The 25174-nt window shown below is 72.5% G+C and carries 21 protein-coding genes; 7 read left to right on the top strand and 14 right to left on the bottom strand.

Translation table 11 applies throughout. From position 1 onward, the window contains the following. Positions 1–97 precede the first annotated feature (97 nt). Positions 98–1129 carry a LacI family DNA-binding transcriptional regulator gene (locus tag AB0M30_RS32550; protein ID WP_364591647.1) on the bottom strand — a complete coding sequence of 344 codons (1032 nt, stop codon included), beginning with the start codon at positions 1127–1129 and terminating at the stop codon, positions 98–100. A gap of 115 nt (positions 1130–1244) precedes the next feature. Here AB0M30_RS32550 and AB0M30_RS32545 point away from each other — a divergent pair, with 115 nt between their 5' ends. Genes AB0M30_RS32545 through AB0M30_RS32535 form a run of 3 tightly spaced genes read left to right on the top strand, consistent with a single transcriptional unit; the run spans position 1245 to position 3305 of the window. After that, positions 1245–1628, top strand: coding sequence for a hypothetical protein (locus AB0M30_RS32545; RefSeq protein ID WP_364591644.1), 384 nt, complete (start codon positions 1245–1247; stop codon positions 1626–1628). A 10-nt stretch (positions 1629–1638) separates the two neighbouring features. After that, positions 1639–2700, top strand: coding sequence for a sensor histidine kinase (locus AB0M30_RS32540; RefSeq protein ID WP_364591641.1), 1062 nt, complete (start codon positions 1639–1641; stop codon positions 2698–2700). Beyond that, complete coding sequence (locus AB0M30_RS32535; RefSeq protein ID WP_364591638.1) at positions 2697–3305, top strand: response regulator transcription factor; 609 nt, start codon at positions 2697–2699, stop codon at positions 3303–3305. The genes AB0M30_RS32540 and AB0M30_RS32535 overlap by 4 nt, the downstream gene beginning before the upstream one ends. Before the next feature lie 21 nt (positions 3306–3326). Here AB0M30_RS32535 and AB0M30_RS32530 read toward each other — a convergent pair whose 3' ends face one another. Genes AB0M30_RS32530 through AB0M30_RS32490 form a run of 9 tightly spaced genes read right to left on the bottom strand, consistent with a single transcriptional unit; the run spans position 3327 to position 14376 of the window. Beyond that, positions 3327–4688 (bottom strand): rhamnulokinase family protein, encoded by a 1362-nt coding sequence (locus AB0M30_RS32530; RefSeq protein ID WP_364591662.1) that lies wholly within the window; start codon positions 4686–4688, stop codon positions 3327–3329. Between the two features lie 44 nt (positions 4689–4732). Then, a complete protein-coding gene (locus tag AB0M30_RS32525) occupies positions 4733–6154 on the bottom strand; it encodes an L-fucose/L-arabinose isomerase family protein (protein ID WP_364591635.1) in 1422 nt (473 codons plus the stop codon). A gap of 16 nt (positions 6155–6170) precedes the next feature. Next, entirely contained in the window at positions 6171–8189 is a 2019-nt protein-coding gene (locus AB0M30_RS32520; protein WP_364591632.1) for a bifunctional aldolase/short-chain dehydrogenase, read from the bottom strand. Positions 8190–8191: 2 nt separating this feature from the next. Beyond that, the gene (rhaI, locus tag AB0M30_RS32515) at positions 8192–9367 is read right to left on the bottom strand and encodes an L-rhamnose isomerase (protein ID WP_364591629.1); all 1176 of its coding nucleotides are present in this window, start codon (positions 9365–9367) and stop codon (positions 8192–8194) included. Beyond that, complete coding sequence (locus AB0M30_RS32510) at positions 9364–9708, bottom strand: L-rhamnose mutarotase (RefSeq protein ID WP_364591626.1); 345 nt, start codon at positions 9706–9708, stop codon at positions 9364–9366. The genes rhaI and AB0M30_RS32510 overlap by 4 nt, the downstream gene beginning before the upstream one ends. Positions 9709–9763: 55 nt before the next feature. Beyond that, positions 9764–10825 (bottom strand): rhamnose ABC transporter substrate-binding protein, encoded by a 1062-nt coding sequence (gene rhaS, locus AB0M30_RS32505; protein ID WP_364591623.1) that lies wholly within the window; start codon positions 10823–10825, stop codon positions 9764–9766. Positions 10826–10830: 5 nt separating this feature from the next. Beyond that, positions 10831–11829, bottom strand: a complete 999-nt coding sequence (locus tag AB0M30_RS32500; protein ID WP_364591620.1) for an ABC transporter permease — start codon at positions 11827–11829, stop codon at positions 10831–10833. Further along, a complete protein-coding gene (locus AB0M30_RS32495; RefSeq protein WP_364591617.1) occupies positions 11822–12862 on the bottom strand; it encodes an ABC transporter permease in 1041 nt (346 codons plus the stop codon). The genes AB0M30_RS32500 and AB0M30_RS32495 overlap by 8 nt, the downstream gene beginning before the upstream one ends. Then, positions 12859–14376: a sugar ABC transporter ATP-binding protein gene (locus AB0M30_RS32490; protein ID WP_364591615.1), complete on the bottom strand. Its 1518-nt coding sequence runs from the start codon at positions 14374–14376 to the stop codon at positions 12859–12861. Before AB0M30_RS32490 ends, AB0M30_RS32495 begins: the two co-directional genes overlap by 4 nt. Before the next feature lie 163 nt (positions 14377–14539). Here AB0M30_RS32490 and AB0M30_RS32485 point away from each other — a divergent pair, with 163 nt between their 5' ends. Beyond that, positions 14540–15586 (top strand): LacI family DNA-binding transcriptional regulator, encoded by a 1047-nt coding sequence (locus tag AB0M30_RS32485; protein WP_364591612.1) that lies wholly within the window; start codon positions 14540–14542, stop codon positions 15584–15586. 14 nt (positions 15587–15600) lie between these two features. Here the strand turns inward: AB0M30_RS32485 and AB0M30_RS32480 are convergent, their stop codons facing one another. From AB0M30_RS32480 to AB0M30_RS32465, 4 genes are read right to left on the bottom strand one after another with little or no spacing between them, the layout of a single operon-like run. Then, a complete protein-coding gene (locus tag AB0M30_RS32480) occupies positions 15601–15840 on the bottom strand; it encodes a hypothetical protein (protein ID WP_364591609.1) in 240 nt (79 codons plus the stop codon). Beyond that, complete coding sequence (locus AB0M30_RS32475) at positions 15837–16763, bottom strand: hypothetical protein (protein WP_364591607.1); 927 nt, start codon at positions 16761–16763, stop codon at positions 15837–15839. Before AB0M30_RS32475 ends, AB0M30_RS32480 begins: the two co-directional genes overlap by 4 nt. Further along, positions 16760–17023, bottom strand: coding sequence for a WXG100 family type VII secretion target (locus AB0M30_RS32470; RefSeq protein ID WP_146073639.1), 264 nt, complete (start codon positions 17021–17023; stop codon positions 16760–16762). The genes AB0M30_RS32475 and AB0M30_RS32470 overlap by 4 nt, the downstream gene beginning before the upstream one ends. Next, complete coding sequence (locus AB0M30_RS32465; protein ID WP_364591605.1) at positions 17020–20613, bottom strand: FtsK/SpoIIIE domain-containing protein; 3594 nt, start codon at positions 20611–20613, stop codon at positions 17020–17022. The genes AB0M30_RS32470 and AB0M30_RS32465 overlap by 4 nt, the downstream gene beginning before the upstream one ends. 218 nt (positions 20614–20831) lie before the next feature. On the opposite strand from AB0M30_RS32465, the gene AB0M30_RS32460 reads away from it, so the two are divergent. The 3 genes from AB0M30_RS32460 (at position 20832) to AB0M30_RS32450 (ending at position 25115) form a co-directional block, all read left to right on the top strand. Then, positions 20832–21566, top strand: coding sequence for a hypothetical protein (locus tag AB0M30_RS32460; RefSeq protein ID WP_364591603.1), 735 nt, complete (start codon positions 20832–20834; stop codon positions 21564–21566). Then, entirely contained in the window at positions 21563–22696 is a 1134-nt protein-coding gene (locus AB0M30_RS32455) for a glycoside hydrolase family 3 N-terminal domain-containing protein (RefSeq protein WP_364591601.1), read from the top strand. The genes AB0M30_RS32460 and AB0M30_RS32455 overlap by 4 nt, the downstream gene beginning before the upstream one ends. 85 nt (positions 22697–22781) lie before the next feature. Continuing rightward, complete coding sequence (locus AB0M30_RS32450; RefSeq protein WP_364591598.1) at positions 22782–25115, top strand: glycoside hydrolase family 2 TIM barrel-domain containing protein; 2334 nt, start codon at positions 22782–22784, stop codon at positions 25113–25115. Positions 25116–25174 lie beyond the last annotated feature (59 nt).

The following is a 25174-nucleotide window of genomic DNA, read 5'->3' as shown; positions in this document are numbered from 1 at the left end:
TCTACCGGAGACCTCGTCTATTTGATCCAGGACACGCCGCACCGACCATGTCGGCCAGAAGCTCCGCTGGTCAGCACATCGAAACAGGCTCTAGCGGTCAGGCCGAGTCCCGGACCACCAGTTCCGGGTCGAAGATCACCGACTCCGCGCGCAGGGACGGGTCGGCCATGCGGTCGAGCACCATCCGGGCCATCGTCGCGCCCATCTCCTCGACCGGCTGGCGGACCGTCGTGAGCCGGGGCCGGCAGCTGAGCGCGACCCGGCTGTCGTCGAAGCCGACCACCGCCACGTCGTCCGGGACCCGCTTGCCGGCCTCGCGCAACACCGTCAGCGCGCCGTACGCCATCAGGTCGTTGGCCACGAAGAGCCCGTCCAGCTCGGGGTCCTCGGCGAGCAGGCGCTCCATCGCCCGTTCGCCGCCCTGTTCGGTGAAGTCGCCCTCGGCGACCGCCACGAACGCGTGACCGTGGCGGGCCATCGCGTCGCGGAACCCGGCCAGCCTGTCCTGCCCCGCCGGGGTGCCCGCCGGGCCGGCGATCGTGGCGACCCGGCGGCAGCCGCGCGAGACGAGCCGGCCGGCCGCGAGCCGGGCGCCGTCCTGGTGGGCGACGTCGACGTAGCAGACCGGCGCGGGGCGGCCCGGGCGCGCGAACAACGCCGTGGGCACGCCCGCGCCGGTCAGGGTGCGCGGGAGCGGGTCTTCCGCCGGGTGCAGCGAGATCAGCAGCACGCCGCTCACCTGCTCCTGACGCAGCTTCGGCACCAGCTTCTCGCGCTCTTCGTCATTGTCGACGAGCATCAGCAGCGGGTGCAGCCCCTGCGGGCGCAGGTGCGCGAGCACGCCTTCGACGACCCGGCCGAAGAACGGGTCGCCGAACACACCGCCGGTGAAGGCCTCGACGTGCCGCTCCGGTTCGGACACCACCAGCGCGATCCCGCCGGTGCGCCGGGTGACCAGCGAGCGGGCCGCGCGGTTCGGGACGTACCCGGTGTCGGCGATGGCGCGTTCGACCGTCTCGCGCAGTTTCGGGTCGACGTTGCGCACGCTGTTCACCACGCGGGACACCGTGGCGCGGGAGACGCCGGCGACCCGCGCGACGTCCTCCAGGGTGGGCGGCTGCGTCGTCACCAGTCCTTTCTAGCACGCTGTGAGAGCGCTCTCCCTGTCCTGCTGACAAATGTCACGGGTGGCCGGTGCGGGACGGCACTGCCTGCCGGGGATCCGCGCGACGAGCATTTCCGGCATGACCAGAACCGAAACCGCCGGCTTCCGGCCGGTACTGCTGCTGACCGGCGCGTACGCCGCGCTCTCCATCCTCACCTTCGGCGTGATCGTCCTGTTCCGGGACCACCCCGCGATGGTGACCGACGCGGTCTGGGTGCGTGCCACCCTCGTCGTCGCCAGTTCGCTGCTGACGTTCGCGTTCGCCCGCAGCGCCGCCCGGGGCTCGCGCAAGGGACTCCTGCGGCTGCGGATCGTCTCGGCGGTGATGCTGGTGGCGATCGCCGTCATCGTCGCGTGGCCCGGGTTGTTCCCGCTGTGGCTGCGGATCGAGCAGGCCGCGTGCGGGCTCCTGCTGCTCGGGGTGACCGTGCTGATCAACGGCCGGCGACCGCGGGCGCGGTAGCGTGCCGGTGGTGGACGGGACGAGGGACGTGCAGCGCTGGGTGCGCGGCTGGCGGCTGCGGCTGCTCGACGCCGGCATGCTCGTCTACCCGGCCGTGACCGTGGCGGGCGTGCTGCAGCATTCCTCGGACGCGTTGGCCGGGTGCCTGGTCGTGGTCGCGTTCGCCATCGGGTACCTCCTCGCCGCGGCCGCGGCGGCACGCCGGGCCGTGCGGCCGTTCTGGCTGCTGGTCGGCGGGTGCGCCGTCCTGTTCGCCGCCGCGATCCCGTTCGCCCACGCCGACGCCTTCTTCCTCGCCGCCGTCGTTCTTTCCCTCGCCGTGCCGAGGCTCCCGCGGCGCGCCGGGATCGCGCTGGTGGCCGTCTCCGCGCTCGCGGCCGTCGCCGGGCCGTGGCCGGACGGGCCGGGGTGGACGCAGGCGGTCGCGCTCGTGTTCACCGTGCTGGTGGTGACGGTGTTCGCCGAGGCGATCCGGGCCAACACCGCGCTCGTCGAGGCCCGCGCCGAGGTGGCGCGGCTGGCCTCCGAGGCCGAACGCACCCGGATCGCGCGGGACCTGCACGACCTGCTCGGCCACTCGCTGACCGCGATCACGGTGAAGAGCACCCTGGCCCGTCGGCTGGTCACGACGGAGGCCGCCCGCGCGGGTGAGGAGATGGCGGCCGTCGAGACGCTGGCCCGGCAGGCGCTGACCGACGTGCGCGCCGCGGTGTCGGGCTACCGGGAGGTCACGTTGGCCGGCGAGCTGGCCCGCGGCCGTGAGCTGCTGCGCGCGTGCGGGGTCGCCGCGGACCTGCCGACGGCCACCGACGCCGTCGGCCCGGCGCACCAGGAGCTCTTCGGCTGGGTGGTCCGGGAGGGCCTGACCAACGTGGCCCGGCACGCGCGGGCGACGCGGTGTTCGGTGACGCTCTCGGCGTCCACGGTGGAGGTCGTCGACGACGGCGTGGGCGGGCCCCCGGGCGCGGGTTCCGGGCTCGACGGGCTGCGCGAACGCGTCCTCGCGGCCGGAGGGGACTTCTCGGCGGGTCCGGTGCCCCCGCACGGGTGGCGGCTGCGGGTGACGGTATGACGATCCGGTTGCTGCTGGCCGACGACCAGGCGCTGGTCCGGGAGGCGCTGTGCGCGCTGCTCGCCCTCGAGGACGACTTCGAGGTGGTCGCCTCGGTGGGCCGCGGCGACGAGGTCGTCGCGGCGGCGCGCGAACACCGGCCCGACGTCGCCCTGCTCGACATCGAAATGCCCGGCCTGGACGGGCTGGCGGCCGCGGCGGTGCTGGCCGCGCAGGTGCCGGACTGCCGGATCGTGATGCTGACGACGTTCGGACGCGCCGGGTACCTCAGGCGCGCGATCGAGGCGGGCGCGGCCGGGTTCGTGGTGAAGGACGCCCCGGCCGACGTGCTCGCCGACGCGATCCGCCGGGTCCGCGGCGGCGAGCGGGTGGTGGACCCGGCCCTGGCGGTGGCCACGCTGGCGGCGGGCGAGTCACCCCTGACGGCTCGCGAGCGCGACGTCCTCATCACGGCGCGAAGCGGGGCGACAATCGCGGAGATCGCTTCGCGGTTGTATCTGTCCGAAGGGACCGTGCGCAATTACGTGTCGGCGGCGATCGCCAAGACCGGGGCGCGGAACCGGGTGGAAGCCGTGCGGATGGCGGACGAGCGCGGCTGGCTGTAGAAAGCAGGGCACGCACCGGACTCAGCCGTGCAGCCGGCCTTCCGCCGCCGCCCAGTCCGCGCGGCCCGAGGGCTCGTAGCGGCGGATCTCCTGCGTCTCGCGCACCAAAGCGCGCATCGCCGCCAGATCCGGCAGATCCTCCCCCAAGGCCCGGGCCTGGACCAGCACGTTCCCCAGCGCCGCCGCCTCGACCGGGCCGGCCAGGACCGGTACGCCGCACGCGTCCGCCGTCGACTGGCACAACAGCTCGTTGCGGGCTCCGCCGCCCACCAGGTGGATCACGTCGACCTGACGGCCGGAAGCGCGGATCGCGGCCTCGATGGCCCGGCGGTGGGCCAGCGCCAGGCTGTCCACGATGCAGCGGACCACCGCCGCCCGGGTGGCGGGCGGCTGCTGGCCCGTCGCCCGGCAGGCTGCTTCGATGCGGGCGGGCATGTCGCCCGGGGGCAGGAAGGCCGGGTCGTCGATGTCCACCACCGCGGCCAGCGCGGGTGCCGAAGCCGCGGCGGCCAGCAGCGCCGGCAGATCCTCGAGGCACGACCACGTGCGCAGCGTCTCCGACAGCACCCACAGGCCCATCACGTTGCGCAGGAACCGGATCGTGCCGTCGACGCCGCCCTCGTTCGTGAAGTTCGCTTCCAGGGCCGCGTCGCTCAGCTCCGGAGCCGGCAGTTCCAGCCCGGCCAGCGACCACGTGCCCGACGAGATGTAGGCGAAGTTCGTCCCCGGGGCCGCCGGGACCGCGACCACCGCCGACGCCGTGTCGTGCGAGCCGACCGCCACCACCGGCAGGCCGGAGAGCTCGTCCGCCGTGCCCACCACCGTCCCCGGGTCGCGCAGCGGCGGCAGCAACCGCGGGGGGATGCCGACGCGCGAAGCCAGCGAAGTGGCCCAGGTCCGCGCGCGGACGTCATACAGCTGGGTCGTCGACGCGTTCGTCCGCTCGGCGCCGATCGAGCCCGTGAGCCAGTAGCCGAGCAGGTCCGGGATCAGCAGCATCGTCGACGCGGCCCCGAGCCGGTCGCCTTCCGACACCAGCTGGTAGAGGGTGTTGAACGGCAGCTGCTGGACACCGGTGATGTCGTAGAGCTCGCGAGGGGAAACCGATCCGGCCACCCGGGAAGGCACGCCGTCGGTGCGCGAGTCGCGGTAGTGGACGGGGTTGCCGAGCAGCGCGCCGCGCTCGTCCAGCAGCCCGTAGTCGACCGCCCAGGAGTCGATGCCGACGCCGTCCAGGCGCCCGGCTTCGCGGATCCCGGCCAGGGTCTCGCGGTACAGGCCCAGGATGTCCCAGTACAGCGCCGGCCCCGCGCGGACGCCGCCGTTCGGGAAGCGCCGCACCTCCTCGACCGTCAGCAGCGACGGGCCGGCCGTCCCGGCCATCACGCGCCCGCTGGACGCGCCGAGGTCGACGGCCGCGACTCGCTTCACGGGCGTACCACCGTCAGCTCCAGGCCGAGCAGGTCCGCGACGGCCGTCAGCTCGGCGACGCGGTGGCCGGTGCCGAGCGCCCAGTGGTGCGCGATGCCGCTGGCCGACCACGCATCGGTCCACTCCCCCGGGTCACACCCGAAGTCGACGCGGGAGGTCGTGTTGCCGATCCGCAGCAGCGGGCCGGGCACCACGGTGCCTTCGGACGCGATCAGCGTGAACGTCCCGTCGCGGCGCTGGCCGAGCCCGCACAGCGTCACCGGCCCGTGCTTGACGTCGAACTCCACCGACACGCCCCAGCCGCGCTTGCCGTGGTAGACGCCCAGGCCGCGCAGCAGCGGCTTGCGGGCGCTGATCCCGAGGTGCGCCGGGCCGTCGTGACCCATCTCGACCACGCCGTCGCGGAAGTTCAGCGCCTGCAGCTCGGTGAACGAGCCGCCGGCGCCGAGGCGGTCCATGACCAGCATGGCCAGGGACGTCCGCAGCTCGTACTCGCCGACGGCCGGGATGCCGCGCGCGGTGAGCAGGGACGCGCCGAGGATGAACCCGGCGCCGACGCGTTCGTGCGTCTCCCCGTCGAGGCCGCGGTGGTAGTAGGCCAGGGAGTCCAGCGAGAAGTCGTCGACGAGCCGGTCGAGGGCCACCGAAACCCGGGCGCCCCAGGCGAAGTCTTCGTCCACAACGGACTCGTCCACGGTGAACACGTCACGGGCCAGCGCGACCCGGGCGGCGGTCTCGTCGTCGGTGACCTTTTCCACGCGCACCCGCAGGTCGTCGACCTCCAGGATCTCCACGTGCCCGCCGAGCTGGGCCGACACCAGCGTCGGGTCCGTCGAGACGTCCATCATGCCCGGGTAGAGGTGCCCGAGCAGGCCGTGGCGGCCGTGCCGCAGGGCCGCCCGGACCCCGGCCGCCTTGATCCACCGCTCGATCCGCGTCCACGCCCGCGGATCCTCCAGGTACCCGGACACCGAGCGGAATTCGACGCCCAGGCGCCGGAACGTGTTGGCCATCTCGGGCAGCGGGCAGGCGCCGCAGTAGGCCAGCCACGCGCCGGTGTCGAAGGATTCGTGGTCCATCGCCTCGGTGGGCTGCAGGTTCAGCAGCAGCACCGGCGCCCCCGACCGCTGCGCGACCGGGGCCAGCATGCTGGAGGTCAGGTACGTCGTGAGGAAGCCGACGATCAGGTCGCAGCCGGCCACCCGCAGCCGCTCCGCCGCGGCCGCGCCTTCGGCCGCGTCCGAGACGAACCCGGCGTCGATCACCTCGCAGTCCAGTTCGGACAGTCGCGAAGAGACTCGCCGCGCGGACGCCTCCAGCTGGGGCAGCAGCGCGGGGAACTGCGGCCAGTACGCGCCGAGCCCGCCGGAGACGAGCCCGACGCGGGTCTTGCGCGGCGTGATGCGATCCAGGGTCATCGGTCTCCTCCGGGAGTCAGCGCAGGAACGCGGCGGCCACCCCGGCGTCCACCGGCACGTGCAGGCCGGTGGTGTGGGTGAGGTCGCCGCCGGTGAGGGCGAACACCGCGGCCGCGACGTGCTCGGGCAGCACCTCGCGCTTGAGGATCGTCCGCTGGGCGTAGAACTCACCCAGCTTCTCCTCCGGCACGCCGTAGACGGCGGCGCGCTGGGCACCCCAGCCCCCGGCGAAGATGCCCGAGCCCTGGACGACGCCGTCGGGGTTGACGCCGTTGACCCGGATGCCGTGGGCGCCGAGCTCGGCCGCCAGCAGCCGCACCTGGTGCGCCTGGTCGGCCTTCGCGGCGCCGTAAGCGACGTTGTTCGGGCCCGCGAACACCGAGTTCTTGGACGAGATGTAGACGATGTCCCCGCCGATGCCCTGCGCGACCATGGCCTTCGCCGCGGCCTGCGCGACCAGGAACGAGCCCTTCGCCATCACGTCGTGCTGCAGGTCCCAGTCGCGTTCGGTGGTCTCCAGCAGCGGCTTCGAGATGGACAGCCCGGCGTTGTTGACCACCAGGTCGATGCCCCCGAACGCCAGCACGGTGGCGTCCACCGCGGCCTGGACCGCCGCCGCGTCGGTGACGTCGGCGGTGACCGCCGTCCCGCCGATTTCCGCGGCGACCTGCGCGGCCGCGTCCCCGTTCAGGTCGGCGATGGCCACGCAGGCACCCTCGGCCGCGAGCCGCTGCGCGATGGCCTTGCCGATCCCCGAGCCGGCCCCGGTGACCAGGGCGATCCGCCCGGCGAGCGGCTTGGGCTTCGGCAGCCGCCGCAGCTTCGCCTCTTCCAGCGCCCAGTACTCGATCCGGAACTTTTCGCTCTCCGGGATCGGGGCGTAGGTCGAGACGGCCTCGGCGCCGCGCATGACGTTGATCGCGTTGACGTAGAACTCCCCCGCCACCCGCGCGGTCTGCTTGTCCTTGCCGAAGGAGAACATCCCGACGCCGGGCACCAGCACGATCGCCGGGTCGGCGCCACGCATGGCGGGCGAGCCGGCCTCGGCGTGCCGTTCGTAATAGCCGCGGTAGGCGTCGCGGTACTCCGCGTGCAGTTCCTTCAACCGCGCGACGACGTCGTCCAGCGGCGCGGTCGCCGGAAGGTCCACGACCAAGGGGCGGACCTTGGTGCGCAGGAAGTGGTCCGGGCACGACGTGCCCAGCGCGGCGAGCGGCTGGAGCTTCTCGCGGGCGAGGAACTCGAGCACGACGTCGCTGTCGGTGTAGTGGCCGACCTGCCGCTGGTCGGTCGAGGCGAGCCCGCGGATCACCGGCGCCAATGCGGCCGCGCGGGCGTGCCGCTCGGCGTCGGGCAGCGCCTCGAACCCGGGGACGACCGGCCCGAACGGCTCCGGAGCACCCCGCGAGGCGAGGAATTCCTCTGCCGTCCGGATGATCTCCAGGGAGTTCCGCTGGCACTCTTCCGAGGTGGCGCCCCACGCCGTGATGCCGTGGCCGCCGAGGATCACGCCGATGGCCTGCGGGTTAGCCGCCTTGACCGCAGCGATGTCCAGACCGAGCTGGAACCCCGGCCGCCGCCAGTCCACCCAGGCGACCCGGTCGCCGAAGCACTCCTTGGTCAGCGCCGGGCCGTCGGCCGCGGTGGCCAGCGCGATGCCCGAGTCGGGGTGCAGGTGGTCGACGTGCGCGGCCTCGACGAGACCGTGCATCGCCGTGTCGATCGACGGCGCCGCGCCGCCCCGGCCGTGCAGGCAGTAGTCGAACGCGGCGACCATCTCGTCCTCGCGCTCGACGCCCGGGTAGACGTCCACCAGGGCGCGCAGCCGGTCGAGCCGCAGCACCGCCAGCCCGGCCTCGGTCAGCGTGCCGAGGTCGCCGCCGGAGCCCTTGACCCACAGGACGTCGGTGGGCGAGCCGGTGACCGGGTCGGTCACCGCGCCCTTGGCGGAGGTGTTGCCGCCGGCGTAGTTGGTGTTGCGCGGGTCGGCCCCGAGCGCGTTGCTGCGCGCGATGAGCTGCTCCGGCACGGTCATCCTCATGCTCCCCATCCGGCCTGCGTGCCGCCGGCGCGCTCGGCCACGATCTTCTCCTGGTACCCGCTGCGGTGGTAGGCCGCGATCGGGTCCGGGTCGAGCCCGGCTTCGGTGCGCAGGTCGGCCAGCAGCGGCCGGACGTCGGTGTTGTAGGCGTCCATCAGCACGGCGTTCGCGGCGAGCACGTCACCCGACTGCTGCGCGGCGCGCAGTGCGGTGCGGTCCACCAGCAGCGCCTTGGCCGTGGCCTCCTGGACGTTCATCACCGACCGGATGATCGCCGGGATCTTCGCCTCGATGTTGTGGCACTGGTCGAGCATGAACGCGATCCCGTAGGCCGGGTCCAACGCGTCCGCCCGCACGATCTCGTACATGATCCGGAACAGCTGGAACGGGTCCGCCGCCCCGACCATCAGGTCGTCGTCGGCGTAGAACCGCGAGTTGAAGTCGAACGCACCGAGCTTCCCCGCGCGCAGCAGGAACGCGACGATGAACTCGATGTTCGTCCCGGGCGCGTGGTGACCGGTGTCGATGCACACCGTCGCCCGCTCCCCCAGCTCGATGCAGTGGGCGTAGGACGTGCCCCAGTCCGGGACGTCGGTGGCGTAGAACGCCGGCTCGAACAGCTTGTACTCCAGCAGCATCCGCTGGTGGTCCCCGAGCCGCTCGTACGTCTCGCGAAGCGCCGCCGCGAGCCGGTCCTGCCGGTCCCGGATGTCGTCCTGGCCGGGGTAGTTGATGCCGTCGGAGAACCACAGCTTCAGGTCGCGCGAGCCCGTCGCGTCCATGATGTCGATGGCTTCCAGGAGGTGGTCGGTCGCCTTGCGGCGGATGCCCGGGTCGGGGTTGGTCACCGAGCCGAGCTTGTAGTCCTCGTCCTGGAAGACGTTGGTGTTGATCGCGCCGATCTCGACACCGAGGTCCCGCGCGTACGCGGTCAGGGCGGCGTAGTCGCCGACCTTGTCCCACGGGATGTGCAGCGCCACGCTCGGCGCGACCCCGGTGAGCCGGTGCACCACCGCGGCGTCGGCGATCTTCTCCTCCGGCGTCCGCGGGACACCGGGCTGCGGGAACACCTTGAACCGGGTGCCCGAGTTCGCGTACGCCCACGACGGCGTCTCGATGCGCTGGGCCCGCAAGGCCTGCTTCACGGCCGTCAAGTCGCCCACGGCGATCACTGTCCTTCCGCGACGGTTGGGGGTTCGAGGTGGAAGACCTCGTCGAGGAGCTGGAAGCCCTCGTCCGGCGGACCGCCGTCGAGGCCGGTGAAGAACTCCGCCATCTCCGCCTGCCAGCGCGCGTTGACCTCGGTCTCGGCCATCGCCGCCTGCGCGGCGGCGAGGTCGTCCGCCTCGACGTAACCGATCAGGAGGCCGTCCTCGCGCAGGAAGAGCGAGTAGTTGCGCCAGCCGGTGTCGTGCAGGGCCTGCCGCATCTCCGGCCAGACGGCGCGGTGGCGCTCGGCGTACTCGGCCAGCCGGCCGGGCTTGACCTGCAGGCAGAAGCAGTATCGGGGCACAGTCCGTCCTTGGTGGGACCCGGCCGGGCCGCCCGTCGCGACCCGGCCGGGAATCTCAGAAGTTGAACTTGTCGATGTTGTTCGCGTCGAACGTCGTCGGCGGGCCGAGGACGATCTCGCCGTTTTCGCCGATCGTGTAGTCGCCGAGCTTGCCCGCCTTGAACTTCTCGCCCTGCTTGCCGGTGATCTGACCCGACTTGAGCGCGACACCCGCGTACGCGGCGAGGTAGCCGATGTCGGCCGGGTTCCACAGCGCGAACTGCTTCACCGTGCCGTCCTTGACGAAGGCGCGCATCTGGTTCGGCGTGCCGAGGCCGGTGACCGCGACCTTGCCCTTGTAGCTCGACGAGCTGACGTACCGCGCGGCGGCCGCGATGCCCACGGTGGTCGGCGAGACGATCACCTTGAGGTTCGGGAACGACTGCAGCAGGCCCTGGGCCTCCTGGAACGACTTCTGGTCGTCGTCGTTGCCGTAGGCGATCTTGTCCAGCTTCAGGTTCGCGTACTCCGGCTTGGCCAGTTCCTTCTTCAGAACCTCGATCCAGGCGTTCTGGTTGGTGGCGTTCGGCGTCGCGGACAGCACCGCGATCTCGCCCGAGCCGCCGGAGAGGTCCTTCGCCTGCTTGGCCAGCGCCTCGCCGATGCCCTGGGTGGTGGCCTGGTTGATGAAGACGTCGCGGCAGTCCTTGGCGGCGTCGGAGTCGAACGCGACGACCTTGATGCCGGCGCCGCGCGCCTGGTTGAGCGACGGGCACACGGCGTTCGGGTCGTTCGCGGCGATGCCGATGACGTCCTGCTGCTGCTGGATCAGCGTGTTGATGTAGCTGACCTGCGACGACGCGCTGGCGTCGTTCGGCCCGACCAGCTTGTACTCGCCCTTCAGCTCACCGAGGGCCGCCTTGCCGCCGCTGACCTCGATGTCGCTGTAGGGGTTGTTGAGCTGCTTGGGCAGGAACGCCATCTTGACGCCCTCCTTGGCCGCGGCGTTCGGGTTCGCCGCGGCGGTGGACTGCTGCCCGCCGGAGCCGGCGTTGTCGTTCTTGGTCGTACCGCTGCACGCGGCCAGGACCAGCACCAGCCCGGCCGACACTGCGCCGGTGAGGAACCGTCGGGACATCTTCGTCACCTTTCCGGAGTTACCGCTTGCCTACGGCGACGCACTGCCGTGCGGGCCGAAGTCACGATGTTGGGGAGCAGGACCGACACGATCAGGAGCACGCCGGTCACGATGTTGAGCGCCTCGTTCGAGACGTCCTGCAGGCGCAGCGCGTTCTGCAGCGAAGCCAGCAGGACCACTCCGGCAAGCACGCCGGGCAGCGTGCCCTTTCCGCCGAAGATGGACACGCCGCCGAGCAGGACGGCGGCCACGACGGCCAGTTCGAGACCGAACCCGTTGTCGGCGCGGGCGCTGGAGTACCGCAGGGTCCACAGCACCCCGGCCAGGCCCGCGACCGCGCCGCTCACGACGTACAGCCAGAACTTGAGCCGCCCGGTGCGGATGCCGGCGAACCGGGCCGCCTGCTCCCCCGCGCCCGCGGCGAACACCCCGCGGCCGATCGGCGTCGCGTGCAGCACGACGCCGAAGATCAGCGCGGCGACGAGCAGCGGGATCAGGACGTTCGGGATCGGGCCGTCGCCGATGGTCCCGGTGACCCAGCTCGTGTAGGCGCGCGGGAAGTCGGCGACCGCGCTGTCGCCCAGCACCACGAAGGCCAGGCCGCGATAGAGGGCGAGCGTGCCGATCGTGACGGCGAGGGACGGGAGCTTCAGCACGGTGACGAAGAAGCCGTTCAGCGCGCCGAGGACCGCGCCGAGCACGATGCAGAGCGGGATGATCGCCTCGATCGTCAGGCCGGCGTTCCACAGCGAGCCCATCACCGCCGACGTCAGGCCGAGGGTGCTCGCCACCGACAGGTCGATCTCGCCGGTGACGATGATGAACGTCATCGGCAGCGCGACCAGCGCGATCGGGAGCAGGTCGAGCAGCAGGAAGGTGAAGTTGCGGCTGGTGCCGAAGTTCTCGACCGCCCCGGAGGCGACGATCAGGACCACGACCGTCACGAGCACGACGGCGGCGTCCCAGCTGAGCAGCCGGCCGAGCCGGTTTCCCTGGTCAGACATGGGAATCCCTCTTCTTCAGTGCCTTGGCGACGCGCACCGCGACGAGCCGGTCGGCGCCGATGGCGAGCAGGATCAGCGCGCCGACGATCGCCTGCTGCCAGAACTGGTTGATGTCGAGCACCGCCAGGGCGCTGCCGATGACGGTCAGCAGCAGCGCGCCGAGGCCCGCGCCCCAGACCGAGCCGCTGCCGCCGAACACCGCCACCCCGCCGACGACGGCCGCGGCGACGACGTTGAGCTCGTAGCCGGTCCCGGCGGCCGCGTCCACCGTGCCGAACCGGGCGGCGAACAGGACACCGGCCAGGCCCGCGAGGGCGCCGCTGACCAGGAACGCCGCGATGGTGTTGCGGCCGACCCGGATACCGGCCAGCTGCGCGGCCTGCGGACTCGACCCCATCGCGTACAGCTCGCGCCCGGCGCGGTAGCTGCGCAGCACGATCCCGGCGGCGACCAGGACCAGCACCGCGATGAGGACCAGCCACGGCACGCCGAGCACCGACGCGGTGCCGAAGTCCAGGAAGGACGCCGGCAGCTTGTCGGCGTTGATCTGCTGGCCGCCGGCCCAGAAGTAGCTGACGCCGCGGTAGGCGTAGAGCGTGCCGAGGGTGACGACCAGCGCGGGCACCTGGCCGAAGCGCACCAGGGCGCCGTTGAGCAGCCCGCAGACCGCGCCGACGACGAGCCCCACCAGGATGGCGGCGAGCACGGGCAGGCCCGGGTGGTCCTTCATCAGCGTGCCCACGGCGAACGCGGACAGGCCGAGCACCGAACCGACCGAGAGGTCGATGTTGCGGGTGATCATCACGATCGCCTGCCCGACGGCGAGCACGGCCAGGATCGCCGTGCCCAGCAGGATGTCGCGGATGCTCTGCCCGGACAGGAACCGTGAGTTCTGCGTCGCGGTGAACGCGACCAGGACGATCAGGGCGAGCACGATGCCGGATTCACGGGCCTTCAGCACGTTCGCGGTCCACGACCGTCGCGAGTGGACGGCCGGTTCCTTCGTCACGCGGGCCTCCTCGGTCACGGTCATGCGGCGGCCCCCTGGCCCATCGCGGCGAACATCACCGAGTCCTCGGTCGCCTCGGCGCGCGGGAGCTCGGCCACGATCCGGCCCTCCCGCATCACCAGCACGCGGTCGGCCATGCCGAGCACCTCCGGCAGTTCCGAGGACACCATCACGATCGCGACGCCTTCGGCGGCCAGCGAGGACATCAGCCGGTGGACCTCGGCCTTCGTGCCGACGTCGATGCCGCGCGTCGGCTCGTCGACGATCAGCACCTTCGGCGCCATCGCCAGCCACTTGGCCAGCACGACCTTCTGCTGGTTGCCGCCCGAGAGCGTGCCGACGGGGTCGCCGAGGCGGCGGTACTTGGTGCGCAGCCGTTCCGTCCAGCGCCGGGCTTCCCGGCGCTCGTTCGCGCCGGTCAGGAAGCCGAACTTCGCGAGCGCGCGCGAACGCGGCAACGTCACGTTCCGCTCGATCGAGAGGTCCATGATCAGGCCCTGCTGGCGCCGGTCCTCGGGAACGAGGGCCATCCCGGCGGCCATCGCGGCCCGCGACGAGTGCGGCTTGAGCTTCTTGCCGCTCACCTTCACCACTCCCGCGTCCCGCTCGTCGACGCCGAAGACGGCCTGGACGACCTCCGAGCGGCCGGAGCCGACCAGCCCGGCGAACGCGACGATCTCCCCGGCGCGCACGGAGAACGAGATGTCGCGGAACACGCCTTCCCGGGCGAGGCCCGCGACCTCCAGCACGACCGCGCCGGGTTCGACGTCCTGCTTGGGGAACAGCGCGTCCAGGTCGCGGCCGACCATGCGCTTCACCATCTCGTCGACGGTGACGTCCTCGAGCGCGTCGGTGGAGACGTGCCGCCCGTCGCGCATGATCGTCACGCGCTGGCAGAGCTGGGTGATCTCCTCGAAGCGGTGGGAGATGAACATGATCGCCGCGCCTTCCTGGCGCAGCGCCCGCGCGACGGTGAACAGCCGCTCGACCTCGATCTGGGTCAGTGCGGCGGTCGGCTCGTCCATCACCAGCACCCGGGCGTCGGCGCTCAGCGCCTTGGCGATTTCGACGATCTGCTGGTCGGCGATCGACAACCCCCTGGCGGGCCGGGCGGGGTCGATCCGGACGCCGAGGCGGGCGAAGAGCCGTTCGGCCTCGGCGCGGATGGCCGCCCGGTCGATCCGGCCGAGGCTCTTGCGCGGGTGGCGCCCCATCACGATGTTCTCCGCGACGCTGAGGTCCGGGAACAGCGTGGGCTCCTGGTAGATGACCGCGATGCCGGCCGCCTTCGCGTCGGCGGGCGAGCCGAACTCCCTCGCCTCGCCGTCGAGCAGCAGCGTGCCATCGTCGGGTTTGTGCACCCCCGCCAGCATCTTGACGATCGTGGATTTGCCGGCGCCGTTCTCCCCGACCAGCGCGTGGGCCTCCCCGGCGTGCAAACCGAAGCTCACGCCGGCGACGGCCGCGACCGCGCCGAACGACTTCGTCACGCCGCGCACCTCCAGCAGAGGGGCCGGGCCCGGGTCCTGCCGCGTCATCGCGACCTCCGGATTGAAAGGTTTCACAAATCTGGTGCGGTGAAGCTACTATGCGGCGGAACGAGAAGTCAATGCATCGGCTCAGCCGTGGCCAAACGGCTTCTCCACCGGGTACTTCGCGGTGATGTTACGTTTCAACGGCCGGGACGAAGAGGGGGGATGGATGGTGGTCAGGGAGCCGGGTGCCGAGCCGCGCACGCCGGGCATCAAGGAGGTCGCGGCGGTCGCCGGCGTCTCCCTCGGCACGGTGTCCAACGTGCTCAACCGGCCCGATCGGGTCAGTCCGGCGACCCGGGCCAAGGTCGAAGCCGCGATGGCCGAACTCCGCTTCGTGCGCAACGAATCCGCGCGGCAGCTGCGGGCCGGGCGCAGCCGGGTGCTGGCCTACGTCATGCTCGACGGCAGCAACCCGTTCTTCACCGACGTCGCGGCCGGTATGGAGGACGCCGCGGACGCCGCCGGCGAGGGCGGTCTTTCCCTCTTCCTCTGCAACAGCGCGCACCAGCCCTCGCGCGAGGCCGCCTACCTCGGGCGCCTCGAACAGCAGCGCGTCCAGGGCGTCCTCATCACGCCGGTCGACCCGGACGCCCCGCTGCTGGGCGAGATCGCCCGCCGCGGCACGCCGGTGGTGGTCGTCGACCGAACACCCGAAGGCACCACGCACTGTTCGGTCGCGGTCGACGACGTCTACGGCGGCGAGATCGCCGTGCGGCACCTGGTCGAACAGGGCCACGAGCGGATCGCTTTCATCGGCAACCACACGACCGTCGGCCAGGTCCGCGACCGGCGGCTCGGCGCCCTGCGGGCCCTGGCGGCCGCCGGGCTCGGCCCGGACCACCTCGTCGACCTGACGACGACGGCGCTGACGGTGGCCGACGGCCGCGGCGCGGGCGAGCGGCTGGCGGGGCTGCCGGCGTCGGTCCGCCCGACCGCCGCGTTCTGCGCCAACGACCTGGTCGCCCTCGGCCTGCTGCAGACGTGCGCGAACCTGCGCATGAGCGTCCCGGACGACCTGGCGATCGTCGGCTACGACGACATCGAGTTCGCCGCGGCGGCCGCGGTCCCGCTGACCTCGGTCCGCCAGCCACGGCGGCGCCTGGGCCGCACGGCCGTCGAGCTGCTGCTGGCGGAAGCGACCGAAACCGGCCACGAACACCGGAAGGTCGTGTTCACCCCGGAGCTGGTGGTCCGCGCCTCGACCCTGCGCTGACCGGCCGCCCGCCGTCAGCGCAGCAGGGACTCCCCGGCCCCGCGCAGCGCCTGCTCGGCCCGGGCCAGTTCGCTCTCCGCTTCACGCAGTGCATCCAGCGTCGAGGCGCTGTCCTGGTCCAGCGCGGCCAGGACTTCGCGCTCGAAGCGCTCGGCGTGCGGGTCGCGCCAGGTCGCCATGAGCGAGCGGGTCGCCGCCCGGAACACCTGGTGGTCCCGCTGCACCGCGGTCATCAGCCCGGCCAGGACGTTCACCGGTCCTCCCCCACGTCGGCGGGCAACGTGTCGAAGCCCGCCTGCTTGGCCAGCCAGATGCGGTGATAGCCGTTGCGCACCGTGTACCGCCCGTCGGCGCCCCGGCTCAGCTTCACCGCGGTGTCACCGAAGAAGGCTTCGTAGGTTCTCTCGTACGAGGCGGGCGCACCGGTGAGCCCGGCGCGCGCATCGAGCTCGCGCATCTCCGCGAGCCCGGCTCCGGAGCGCACGGCGGGGATGATCTCGGTTTGCAGTTTCCGGAGCCCTTCCCGGACCACCCGCATTTCCACCTTCCGGAAGTCGGCCGCGCTCCGCACGCCCGAGTCGGAGTCGTCGATGAACTCGACGGGGACGAGGCGGTGCCGGCCCGGCCCGATCGACGGCAAGGGCGCGCCCGCGGCCGCTCCGGTGGTGCCGGGCATCGCGGCCCCGGAAGAGGCGGCCGGTGCGGGCACCCCGCCCACCGGGGACGTGGTCCGGCCGAGACAGCGCGACACCGCCGCCTCGAACGCGGCCACCGCACGATCCACCTGCCGCCACAGGGCCAGGATCCGCACCCGCCCCTGCTCGGTGGTCCGGATCGCGCCGAGCAGCCGAGGTCCGGTCCGGGCCCGCAGATCTGCGACCGTCCGCTCGATCCGCCAGCGCTGCTCCAGGCCGGTGTCGCGATTCGTCGTCGCGAGCTCGACCTCGCGCCGGGCCACCGCCAATGCGCCGTCGTCTTCGGGATCGACCGCGGCGAGCCGGGCCTCGGCCGCCCGCAGCCTCCCTTCGAGCCGCACCACCACCGCGTCGGCGGCGCGTGAGACGTCCGCGCACCCCCGCTCCACGGCGAGCCGGTGCCGGGCCAGCTGCTCGCCGTAGCGCAGCAACGCGGCGCCGACCGGCGGCAGCTGGTCGGGATCGCCGGCGAACCGGCTCACCGGTTCAGCAGGCGGGCCTGGGCCGCCAGCGACTTCAGCGCCTGGATCAGCTGGTCCAGTTCGCGAACGTCCTGGTCCAGCCGCTTCGCCACCTGGTCGGCCGCCGCCCGCGACTTGTCGGCCGCACTCCCCTGGAACCGGTTGATGTTCCGCAGGCAGGACCGGACCTGCCTGGCCTGCTGCTGGATCTGGTCCCGCGACTGGCCCAGCGAGTGCGCCGCGCGGTCGACTTCGTCCGGATCGAACCCCTGGTAGCTCATCGGGCCACCGTCCGCCGGGCCGCCGCGTCGGCGGCCGCCGCACGCCACGAGTCGTCCGGCCGCGGGAACAGCCGCAGCGTCTCCGTCCGGTCGTCGTCCGGTTCGTGCAGGATCACGTAGTGCTCGCCGAGCTTCCCGGCCGCGCCGGTACCGATGACGCGCTGCGACGCATCCACCGAGCACTGCCCGACGACCCGCGCCCCGAACTGGCCGAGGCCGCCGTGCCCGAGCCGCCGGTCGACCGCTTCCACCGACTCCGTCAGCACCACGGCGTGGATGCCGTAGTCGGGTCCTTCGGCGAGAATCGTCAGCAGGTCGGCGCGAGGTGAGCCCTCTTCGCCGTAGCTGTTCTCGTCGCCGAGGACGCGGGCCCGCTGGAGCGCGTTCAGGACGACGATGGTCCGCTCGCCGCTGCGTTCCTCCTCCAGCCGCCGCCGTACCTCCGCCGCGAGTTCGGCGAGGGCCGCGCCGATCTTGCCGTGACCCACGCACGTGGCGTTGTCACCGATCTCGAGGACGTGCCGGAGCTTCTCGTGCTCCTCGTCGTCCTGCCCCAGGCTTTCCAGCCCGACGATCCGCAGCGGCTCCACAGTGGACAAGCGGGCGGTGGCCAGCGCCACGGCCAGCGCGCCGACCGCCTGCCCCGGTTCCCGGTGCACGATCAGCAGGTTCGCCCCGCCCGCGCGGCGCAGCCCGACTCCGCCGGACCCCTTGATCGCCACCGGGAGGCCGAGGTGCAGCCAGAGCCGCTTGCCGTCGACCCGCGCCGTCCCTTCGACGAGTGCGGTGACACGGTCGTCCTGGCCGACCTCGACCGGCTTGGTGCCGTCGAACACCCGCGGTGCCCGGGTGAACCCGGCCCGGTCGGCGGACTCGCGGGCTTCGGCGATGACGGCGTCGCGTGCGGCGTCCTCGGTGTGGGCGACCTGGAACTCGACGTTGCTCTCCGGGCGGCCGCCGCCGTCGTTGAAGATGGCCTGGCCCGGCCGCGTCAGCCTCGCCCCGGCGGCGTTCTCGTCGCTGAGGAACAGGCGCGAGTCCGTCTCGCTGGTCTTGAGCACGATCCGGACGGCGACCTGGTCGAGCGTCCCGCGCAGCAGGCCCATCGCGCCGTGCCCCCGCAGGGTCTGGGTGCCCAGGACCGTGTGCACGCCGAACGCGCGACCCTGCCGCACGACGTGGTCCAGCAGCTGCGCACACTCGTGCGCGACCCGGTCGTCCTCGGCGAAGAGCACCTGGAACTCGTCGACCACGACGACGATGCGCGGCAGCTCCTTGCCGGTCCGCTCGCGGTATTCGGTGAGCCCGTCGGCGCCGGCGCCCTGCGGACCCCGGAGCAGCTCGGCCCGCCGGTCGATTTCGGCGCGCAGGTCGCGCAGCACCGAGAGGCCGAAATCGCGCTCACTCTGGACCGCGACCACCCGGGCGTGCGGAAGCGCGCCGTCGGCGTAGGGCTGGAACTCGACCCCCTGCTTGAAGTCGAGCAAGTACAGCTCCAGCTCGCCGGGGTCGTACCGACGGACGGCGTTGACGATCAGCGTGTGGAACAACGTCGACTTGCCCGACCCCGGGAGACCGCCCACCAGCACGTTCTGGGACAGCTTGTGCCCGAGCCGCAGGTTCAGGACTTCACGGCGGCCCTGCAGGCCGAGGGGGATGTCGACGCTCTTCGTGGTGTCGGCACCGGTGCCCGGCTCGACCAGGGTGGCCGCGTCGATCTTGACCTCCGCCGCCGATTCGGTCGCCGCCGCGTACCCGGCGACGATCGCGTTGGCCGCTTCCGGCGTGAACACCAGCGGATCGCACGGCACCCACCGCAGCTCCTGGCCGAGCGCCAGCGACGCGTGCATGCGCTCCTCGGCTCCCAGCACGAACGTGTGCGGTCGCAGCAACTGGGTGTTCCACCACGGTGCCGACGCCGGTGCGGTGCCGCGGACCCGCATGACCGGGTAGTGCCCCGGCCCGTCGTCGAGCCAGTAGGCGTGGGAGAGCGCCTCGTCCGCGACCACGAGCACCGAAATGCCGAGGCGGGCGCCGCCCTCGATGATCTGCCGCAGCCGCTGGGCCGAGTCTTCGGAGAAGCCCTGCGGGTAGCCGGTCACCACCACGACGTGGTTCGGTTCGGCGAGCTGACCGGCGGCGGCGTTGTAGGCGTCGAGGTTCGGGAAGGTGTCCTTGAGCGCCCGCTGCTCGAGCTGCGCCATCCGGTCGCTCACCCGCCGCAGCGCCGAGGCGATGTCGTCGGGCTCGGCCCAGACGGCGTCCCCGATCAGCTGCTTGCCGAGTTCGAGCAGCGACAGCAGCGGGCCCGCGCTCTGCCCCCGGCCCCGGGGGTCGATCCAGGTCAGCGTCAGCCGGCCGGGCAGAGCGCGGGACATCTGGTCGAGCACGATCCCCGTGACGGCGCGGCAGGCGTTCTCGTAGGGCAGGTTCCGCTGGTCGGTCAGGAAGGCGATGCTTTGGTAGACGTAGTCCAGGTACGGCAGCCGGGCCCAGCGCTCACCGGGCAGCGGGTCGAACGTCCAGAGGTGGTGCGGGGCACGCAGGTTCCCCAGCTCGGCGGCCACCGGTGGTTCGGTCCGCCGGTAGCCGTCGAGCTGCCGCACGGACTCGGGCCAGAAGGCGGAATACGGGGACACCGGCTCGGTGAACGTGCGCGCGAGGGGCCGCAGCGAGCCGACTTCCTCGGCACGTGCTTTCTTCGCCCGCTTCGCGGCCTCACGCGCCGCGATGACGTGCTTCTGCCAGTGCGCCAGCAGATCCGCGGCTTCCTCCGCGATCAAGGCCGCCGGATTGCCGATGATGAACTTCTTCCACAGTGGACTGCGCGCGTACTCCGCGCGGACGGCGATGAGCTCGCGCATCCCGTCCGCGTCGATGTCGAGCGAGGCCAGGAGGCTCGCGCTGCGGCCGAGCTCACCCTCCGGCAGTTCGGCCCGCAACGTCTCCGCACCGTCACGCAGCCCGGCGTAGGCGTTCGCGGCCCGGGCGGCTTCCGCGGCGAGCTCGTCCTGTGCCTGGGCGATCGCCGTGACGACGGCGTTGGGATCGGTGCCGTCCACCTTCCTGGCGGGATTGCCGGACCGGCGCTCGATCAGCGGCCACAGTGACTCCGGCGCGTTGAACGCCAGCGCGGAGAGCACGACCGACTGCGGGTCGCCCTCGTAGGCACCGGACCGGAGGTCGTCGGTGACCGCGGCGACGAAGACACCGAGCCGGTCGGCCGCGGCGAGCACCGCCGGCGTCTCGTCGCCGGCACCGGCCAGCGCTCGCCGGAGCTCACCGGGCAGGTCCGCGGTCGGCGTGGACCGCAAGCGCGGGCTCAACCGGATCAAGCAGCACCGCGCGAGAAGCAGAAAGGAATCCGGATCCTCGAGCAGACCGATTTCCTGCTGCGCCAAGCTGCCGCGAAACCGGCCGGCGAGCTGTTCTTCGTCGTGGTCCGCGACCGCGCGCAGCCGGCACACCGCGGCCGCCAGTTCGTCCAGCACCGGCTCGGCCATCGGCTCGGACCGGCTTCCGGGCGGCGACGGGGACCCGCCGCCGCCCGCCAGGGCGGTACCGGCGCGGGACATGGTGCTGTTTTCCACGGGCAGAACCCCTCGGTACTCGGCGGCGAATCACTCTGCCCACCACAGTTCGCACGATTGCCGGCCGATGTTACGAATCCGGAAAAAGATATTTGTCGCCCCGAACGAAAGATCGTCAGAAAACGATTAACCCGACAAATCGCTGCAACATTTCCGGAAGAGAAGGCGATAGTGACACCACGCGGCCGGTGCCGGTCGCGGTGAGGGCGAGGTGTGCCATGCCGTTCTGTTCCCGTTGCCGCCGCCGGATTTCCGGCGGCTCGTGCCCCTGCGCGGAATCGGCGGAGTCCGTGGCTCCGCCGGTGCCGCGCCGGGCCACGGACGTGACGGGGCGGCTCGCTGCCCGGCGGGCCAACCGGTCGGTCGCCTTGGTGTTCACCGCCGTCGTGGTGGTGGTCGGGTTCGTGGTCGCCCTGGCGATCCCGGGCAGATCCGGGAGCGGTTCGTCGTCTTCGGGCTACAGCGCCGCCGGCGTGAACGGCGTGGGTTCCGGGTCCGGCGGTTACCAGCCGACCTATCAGACCTACCCGGACACACCGACGACGGAAACCTCGACGGCTCCGGTGTACTCGGGCGACGCGCTCGACCGGCTCCGCCAGTACGCGAATTCGGATCTGCCCGCCGTCCGCGCCACGCTGGAAGACCACTGGGTGGCCCAGCTGAGCTCCAAAAAGGTCGGCTTGCCCGCGGATGGGATCATCTACGACGCGCCCGCGATCCTCCAGGACCACCTCGGCCTCCGGAGCCGCTTCACCTCCGTCCGCCTGATCCGGACCGCGGACTGGAGCAGCTTCAAGTACCCCGACTTCTGGGTCACGGTGCACGACGAACCGTTCGGGACGGCCGACGACGCGAACGCCTGGTGCGACCGCAACGACCTGCCGAAGGACGACTGCTACGCGAAGCGGTTGCGGTCCACCGGCGGGTACGAAGGAAACACCAAGGTCCGATGAGCCGGACGAGGTTCCTGCTCGCGGCGGCCGTCGTGGGCGCGCTGCTCGTGGCGGCCGTCTCCCGGCCATCGCCCGATCCCCTTTCGGAGACAGGCATTCCCCCGCTCCCGGCTCGCGCGGCGAAAGAGCCGGCCGAAAGCTGCGCCGCCGTGCTGGGCGGCCTGTCCCTGCGTCGCCAGCTCGCCCAGCTGGTCGTCGTGGGCGTGGACGCCGACGACGTCACGGGCATCGTCCGGCTGGTGCGCACCGAACAGGTCGGCGGGATCTTCGTCGGCGGCACCGCGACCGCGGTCCTCCGGGACAGCGCGTTGGCCCAGGTCCAGGCGGTCGCCGGGGTGCCGGTCTCGGTGGCCGTCGACGACGAGGGAGGACGTGTCCAGCGCATCGACGCGCTCGACGGACCCCTGCCGAGCGCTCGCACGGCCGCCTCGGCGATGCACCCGGACCAGGTGCGCGAGCTCGGCGTCCGGCGGGGACGCGCGCTGCGAGCGCGGGGCGTGACGACCGACTACGCGCCGGTTCTCGACGTCAGCGACCAGCCCGCGGGCGCGGTCATCGGCGACCGGTCCTACGGTTCGGCCCCGGCCGCGGTGGCCGCCTACGCGTACGCGTTCGCCACCGGCCTGCGCGAGAGCGGGGTGACGCCGGTGTTCAAGCACTTCCCGGGGCATGGTCACGCCCGCGGCGACTCCCACCGCGTCTTGCCGGAGACCCCGCCGCTGCCCCGCCTGGCGGCGACCGATCTGCTCCCCTATGAGCGATTGGCGGAGTTCGGCGCCGCCGGGGTCATGGTCGGCCACCTCGCGGTGCCCGGTCTGACCGACGGGCAGCCCGCCTCGCTGAGCGCGGCGGCGTACCGACTGCTGCGGGACGGGTACCACTTCACCGGCGTGGCCGTCACCGATGACCTCGGCGCCATGCGCGCGATCACGGCGGCCCATCCGCTCCCCGAGGCGGCCCTGCTCGCCCTGCGGGCCGGCGCCGATCAGGCGCTGTGGTCGTCCGGCGGACACGTCCCCGCCGTCCTGGACCGGCTGGAGGCCGCCGTGGCGGCGGGCGAGCTGCCTCCCGAGCGGGTGCGGGAGGCGGTGCACCGGGTCCTCGTGGCGAAGAGCGCTTGCCGCGCCTGATCACCCGGGGCAACCCGCTGATCGTTTGTGACGTCTTACCGGTCACGAGCGATACCCCAGTGGAGCCCGAGCACGGAGGTCGTGGATGGCCGACTCGCACAGCAGCCCGGGCATGTCCCGGCGCGGGTTCCTGGCCGCGAGCGGGGCCGCGCTGCTCGGCGTCGTCGCCGGGTCGGCCGGGCACGCCGCACCCGGGGCGGAAACGCCGCGGCTGGGCGATTTCTGGCTGTTCGGGCGGTACGACGACGGCTGCACCGAGCTCGGCTTCGACGAGATCGACCTCTCGCCGGTGCAGCTGCCCCACTGCGTCACGCCGCTTTCGTGGACCGGGTGGGACCCGGCGTCCTGGCAGGACCGGTGGATCTACCGCAAGCACTTCACCGCGACGACGACCGAACGCCACACCGCCCGCTTCGACGGCGTCATGACGAACGCCGAGGTGCACCTCAACGGCCGGCTCGTCGCCACCCACGAAGGCGGCTACCTGCCCTTCGAGGTGGCGCTGCCGGACGTCGTGGCGGGCGACAACGTGCTGGCCGTGGTCGTCGACGGGCGGTGGGCCCTCGATGTGCCGCCCAACCTGCCGCGCGGCGGGCCGGCGCTGATCGACTTCTACCAGCCGGCCGGGATCTACCGCCCCGCCACGGTCGGTGCGGTGCCCCGGATCCGGCTGGCCGACGTCTTCGCGCGGCCCGTCGACGTCCTCTCCCCCGGCCGGTCGCTGCACCTGACGTGCACGCTCGACGTGCCCGTCGTGGGCGAGGTGACGGCGTCGGTGCTCCAAGCGGGCCGCGAACTCTCGCGCGGCGGCGCGCCGGTGCGCGGCACGACGGTCGAATTCGACGTCGGCGGGCTCGGCGGGGTGCGGCTCTGGGACGTCGACGACCCCGCGCTCTGCGAAGTCGTGGTGACGGTCCAGTCCGGGAAGCACACCCTCGACCAGCGGGTGGTGCGGACCGGGTTCCGCGACGCGCGGTTCACCACCGACGGCTTCTTCCTCAACGGACGGCGGCTCAAGCTGTTCGGGCTCAACCGCCACCAGTGGTACCCGTTCGCCGGCGGCGCGCTGCCGGACCGCGTGCAGCGGCGTGACGCGGAAATCCTGCGCCGCGAGCTGAACTGCACCATGGTCCGCTGCTCGCACTACCCGCAGTCGAGCGCGTTCCTCGACGCCTGCGACGAGCTGGGCCTGCTGGTGTGGGAGGAGATCCCGGGCTGGGGCCACGTCGGGGACGACGCCTGGCAGCGGCGGAACCTGGCCGACGTCGAGGGGATGGTGGTGCGCGACCGCAACCACCCGAGCATCGTCGTCTGGGGCACGCGGGTGAACGAGGCCAACGGCACGACCGCGATGTACCAGCGGACCGGGCGGCTGGCCCGGCAGCTCGACCCGTCCCGGCCGACCAGTGGGGCGCTGGCCAGTCCGACGCTCGGGCGGTACGCCGGCAGCGACGTCGAAATCGTGGCCTACAACGACTACACCGCCCGGCGCGGGACGCCCTTCCGGCTGCGCCCGCCGCGGCCGGGGGTGCCGTACCTGGTGACCGAGACGATCGGCACGCTCGCCGGCGCCCGCGCGTACCGCCGGACCGACGCCCCGGACGTCCGGCAGCAGCAGGCGGAACTGCACGCCAAGGCCCACGACCTGGCCGCCGCCGACGACCGCTACTGCGGGCTGCTCGCCTGGTGCGCGTTCGACTACCCGTCGGGCTGGCAGCGGGCGATCGACGGGTCCAAGTACGCCGGCGTGTCGGACATCTTCCGGATCCCCAAGCCGGCCGCGGCCTTCTACGCCTCACAGGCCGACCCGCGGGCCCGGGCGGTCGTGGAGCCCGGCTTCGCCTGGGATTTCACGGCCCAGCCGGCCGGCCCCGGGCCGGGGGCGACGATCTGGTCCAACTGCGACCGCCTGCTGCTGTTCCTCGACGACCGTCCGGCGGGCGAGGCCCGAAGCCGTCGCCCGGACTTCCCGCACCTGCGGTACCCACCGTTCGCGGCGGACCTGGTGGTGCCGAAGGGGCGGCGCCCGGAGCTGCGCATCGATGGCTACGTGGGCGACCGGCTGGTGGTCAGCCGGCGATTCAGCGGCGACCGGGCGACGGACGTGCTCAGCTGCGTGCCCGACGACCCGCAGCTGCGCGCGGACGGCAGCGACGCAACCCGGGTGGTGGTGGCGGCGGTGGATCGCTTCGGGACGCTGCGCGCGGCCACGGCGGGCGAGGTGCGGCTGACGCTGACCGGGCCGGCCGAGCTGATCGGGGACCCGGCGCTCGACTTCGGCGCGACCGGCGGCGCGGCCGCGGTGTGGCTACGGCCGTTCGCGGGGTCGCCGTCGACCCTGACGCTGACGGCCCGGCACGAGACGCTCGGCTCGGCCACGGCCACGGTCCGGGTGACCGCGAACGCGGCCCACCCCTGAGCACTCGCGTTCACCGTGTCGCCCCTTCAATCACGCGTGTCGACTGTCCAATCACACGT

The sequence above is a fragment of the Amycolatopsis sp. NPDC051716 genome, from assembly GCF_040681595.1.
Taxonomy (GTDB): Bacteria; Actinomycetota; Actinomycetes; order Mycobacteriales; family Pseudonocardiaceae; genus Amycolatopsis.
Note: the sequence above shows the minus strand (reverse complement) of the source record. Positions and strands in the feature narration are given on the sequence as shown.

Excerpts from the sequence above, each read along its gene's own strand:
- AB0M30_RS32545 (WP_364591644.1), top strand. The coding sequence starts at position 1,245 with ATGACCAGAACCGAAACCGCCGGCTTCCGGCCGGTACTGCTGCTGACC.
- AB0M30_RS32535 (WP_364591638.1), top strand. The coding sequence starts at position 2,697 with ATGACGATCCGGTTGCTGCTGGCCGACGACCAGGCGCTGGTCCGGGAG.
- AB0M30_RS32530 (WP_364591662.1), bottom strand. The coding sequence starts at position 4,688 with ATGGCCGGGACGGCCGGCCCGTCGCTGCTGACGGTCGAGGAGGTGCGG.
- AB0M30_RS32525 (WP_364591635.1), bottom strand. The coding sequence starts at position 6,154 with ATGACCCTGGATCGCATCACGCCGCGCAAGACCCGCGTCGGGCTCGTC.
- AB0M30_RS32520 (WP_364591632.1), bottom strand. The coding sequence starts at position 8,189 with ATGACCGTGCCGGAGCAGCTCATCGCGCGCAGCAACGCGCTCGGGGCC.
- rhaS (WP_364591623.1), bottom strand. The coding sequence starts at position 10,825 with ATGTCCCGACGGTTCCTCACCGGCGCAGTGTCGGCCGGGCTGGTGCTG.
- AB0M30_RS32500 (WP_364591620.1), bottom strand. The coding sequence starts at position 11,829 with ATGTCTGACCAGGGAAACCGGCTCGGCCGGCTGCTCAGCTGGGACGCC.
- AB0M30_RS32495 (WP_364591617.1), bottom strand. The coding sequence starts at position 12,862 with ATGACCGTGACCGAGGAGGCCCGCGTGACGAAGGAACCGGCCGTCCAC.
- AB0M30_RS32490 (WP_364591615.1), bottom strand. The coding sequence starts at position 14,376 with ATGACGCGGCAGGACCCGGGCCCGGCCCCTCTGCTGGAGGTGCGCGGC.
- AB0M30_RS32485 (WP_364591612.1), top strand. The coding sequence starts at position 14,540 with ATGGTGGTCAGGGAGCCGGGTGCCGAGCCGCGCACGCCGGGCATCAAG.
- AB0M30_RS32470 (WP_146073639.1), bottom strand. The coding sequence starts at position 17,023 with ATGAGCTACCAGGGGTTCGATCCGGACGAAGTCGACCGCGCGGCGCAC.
- AB0M30_RS32460 (WP_364591603.1), top strand. The coding sequence starts at position 20,832 with ATGCCGTTCTGTTCCCGTTGCCGCCGCCGGATTTCCGGCGGCTCGTGC.
- AB0M30_RS32455 (WP_364591601.1), top strand. The coding sequence starts at position 21,563 with ATGAGCCGGACGAGGTTCCTGCTCGCGGCGGCCGTCGTGGGCGCGCTG.
- AB0M30_RS32450 (WP_364591598.1), top strand. The coding sequence starts at position 22,782 with ATGGCCGACTCGCACAGCAGCCCGGGCATGTCCCGGCGCGGGTTCCTG.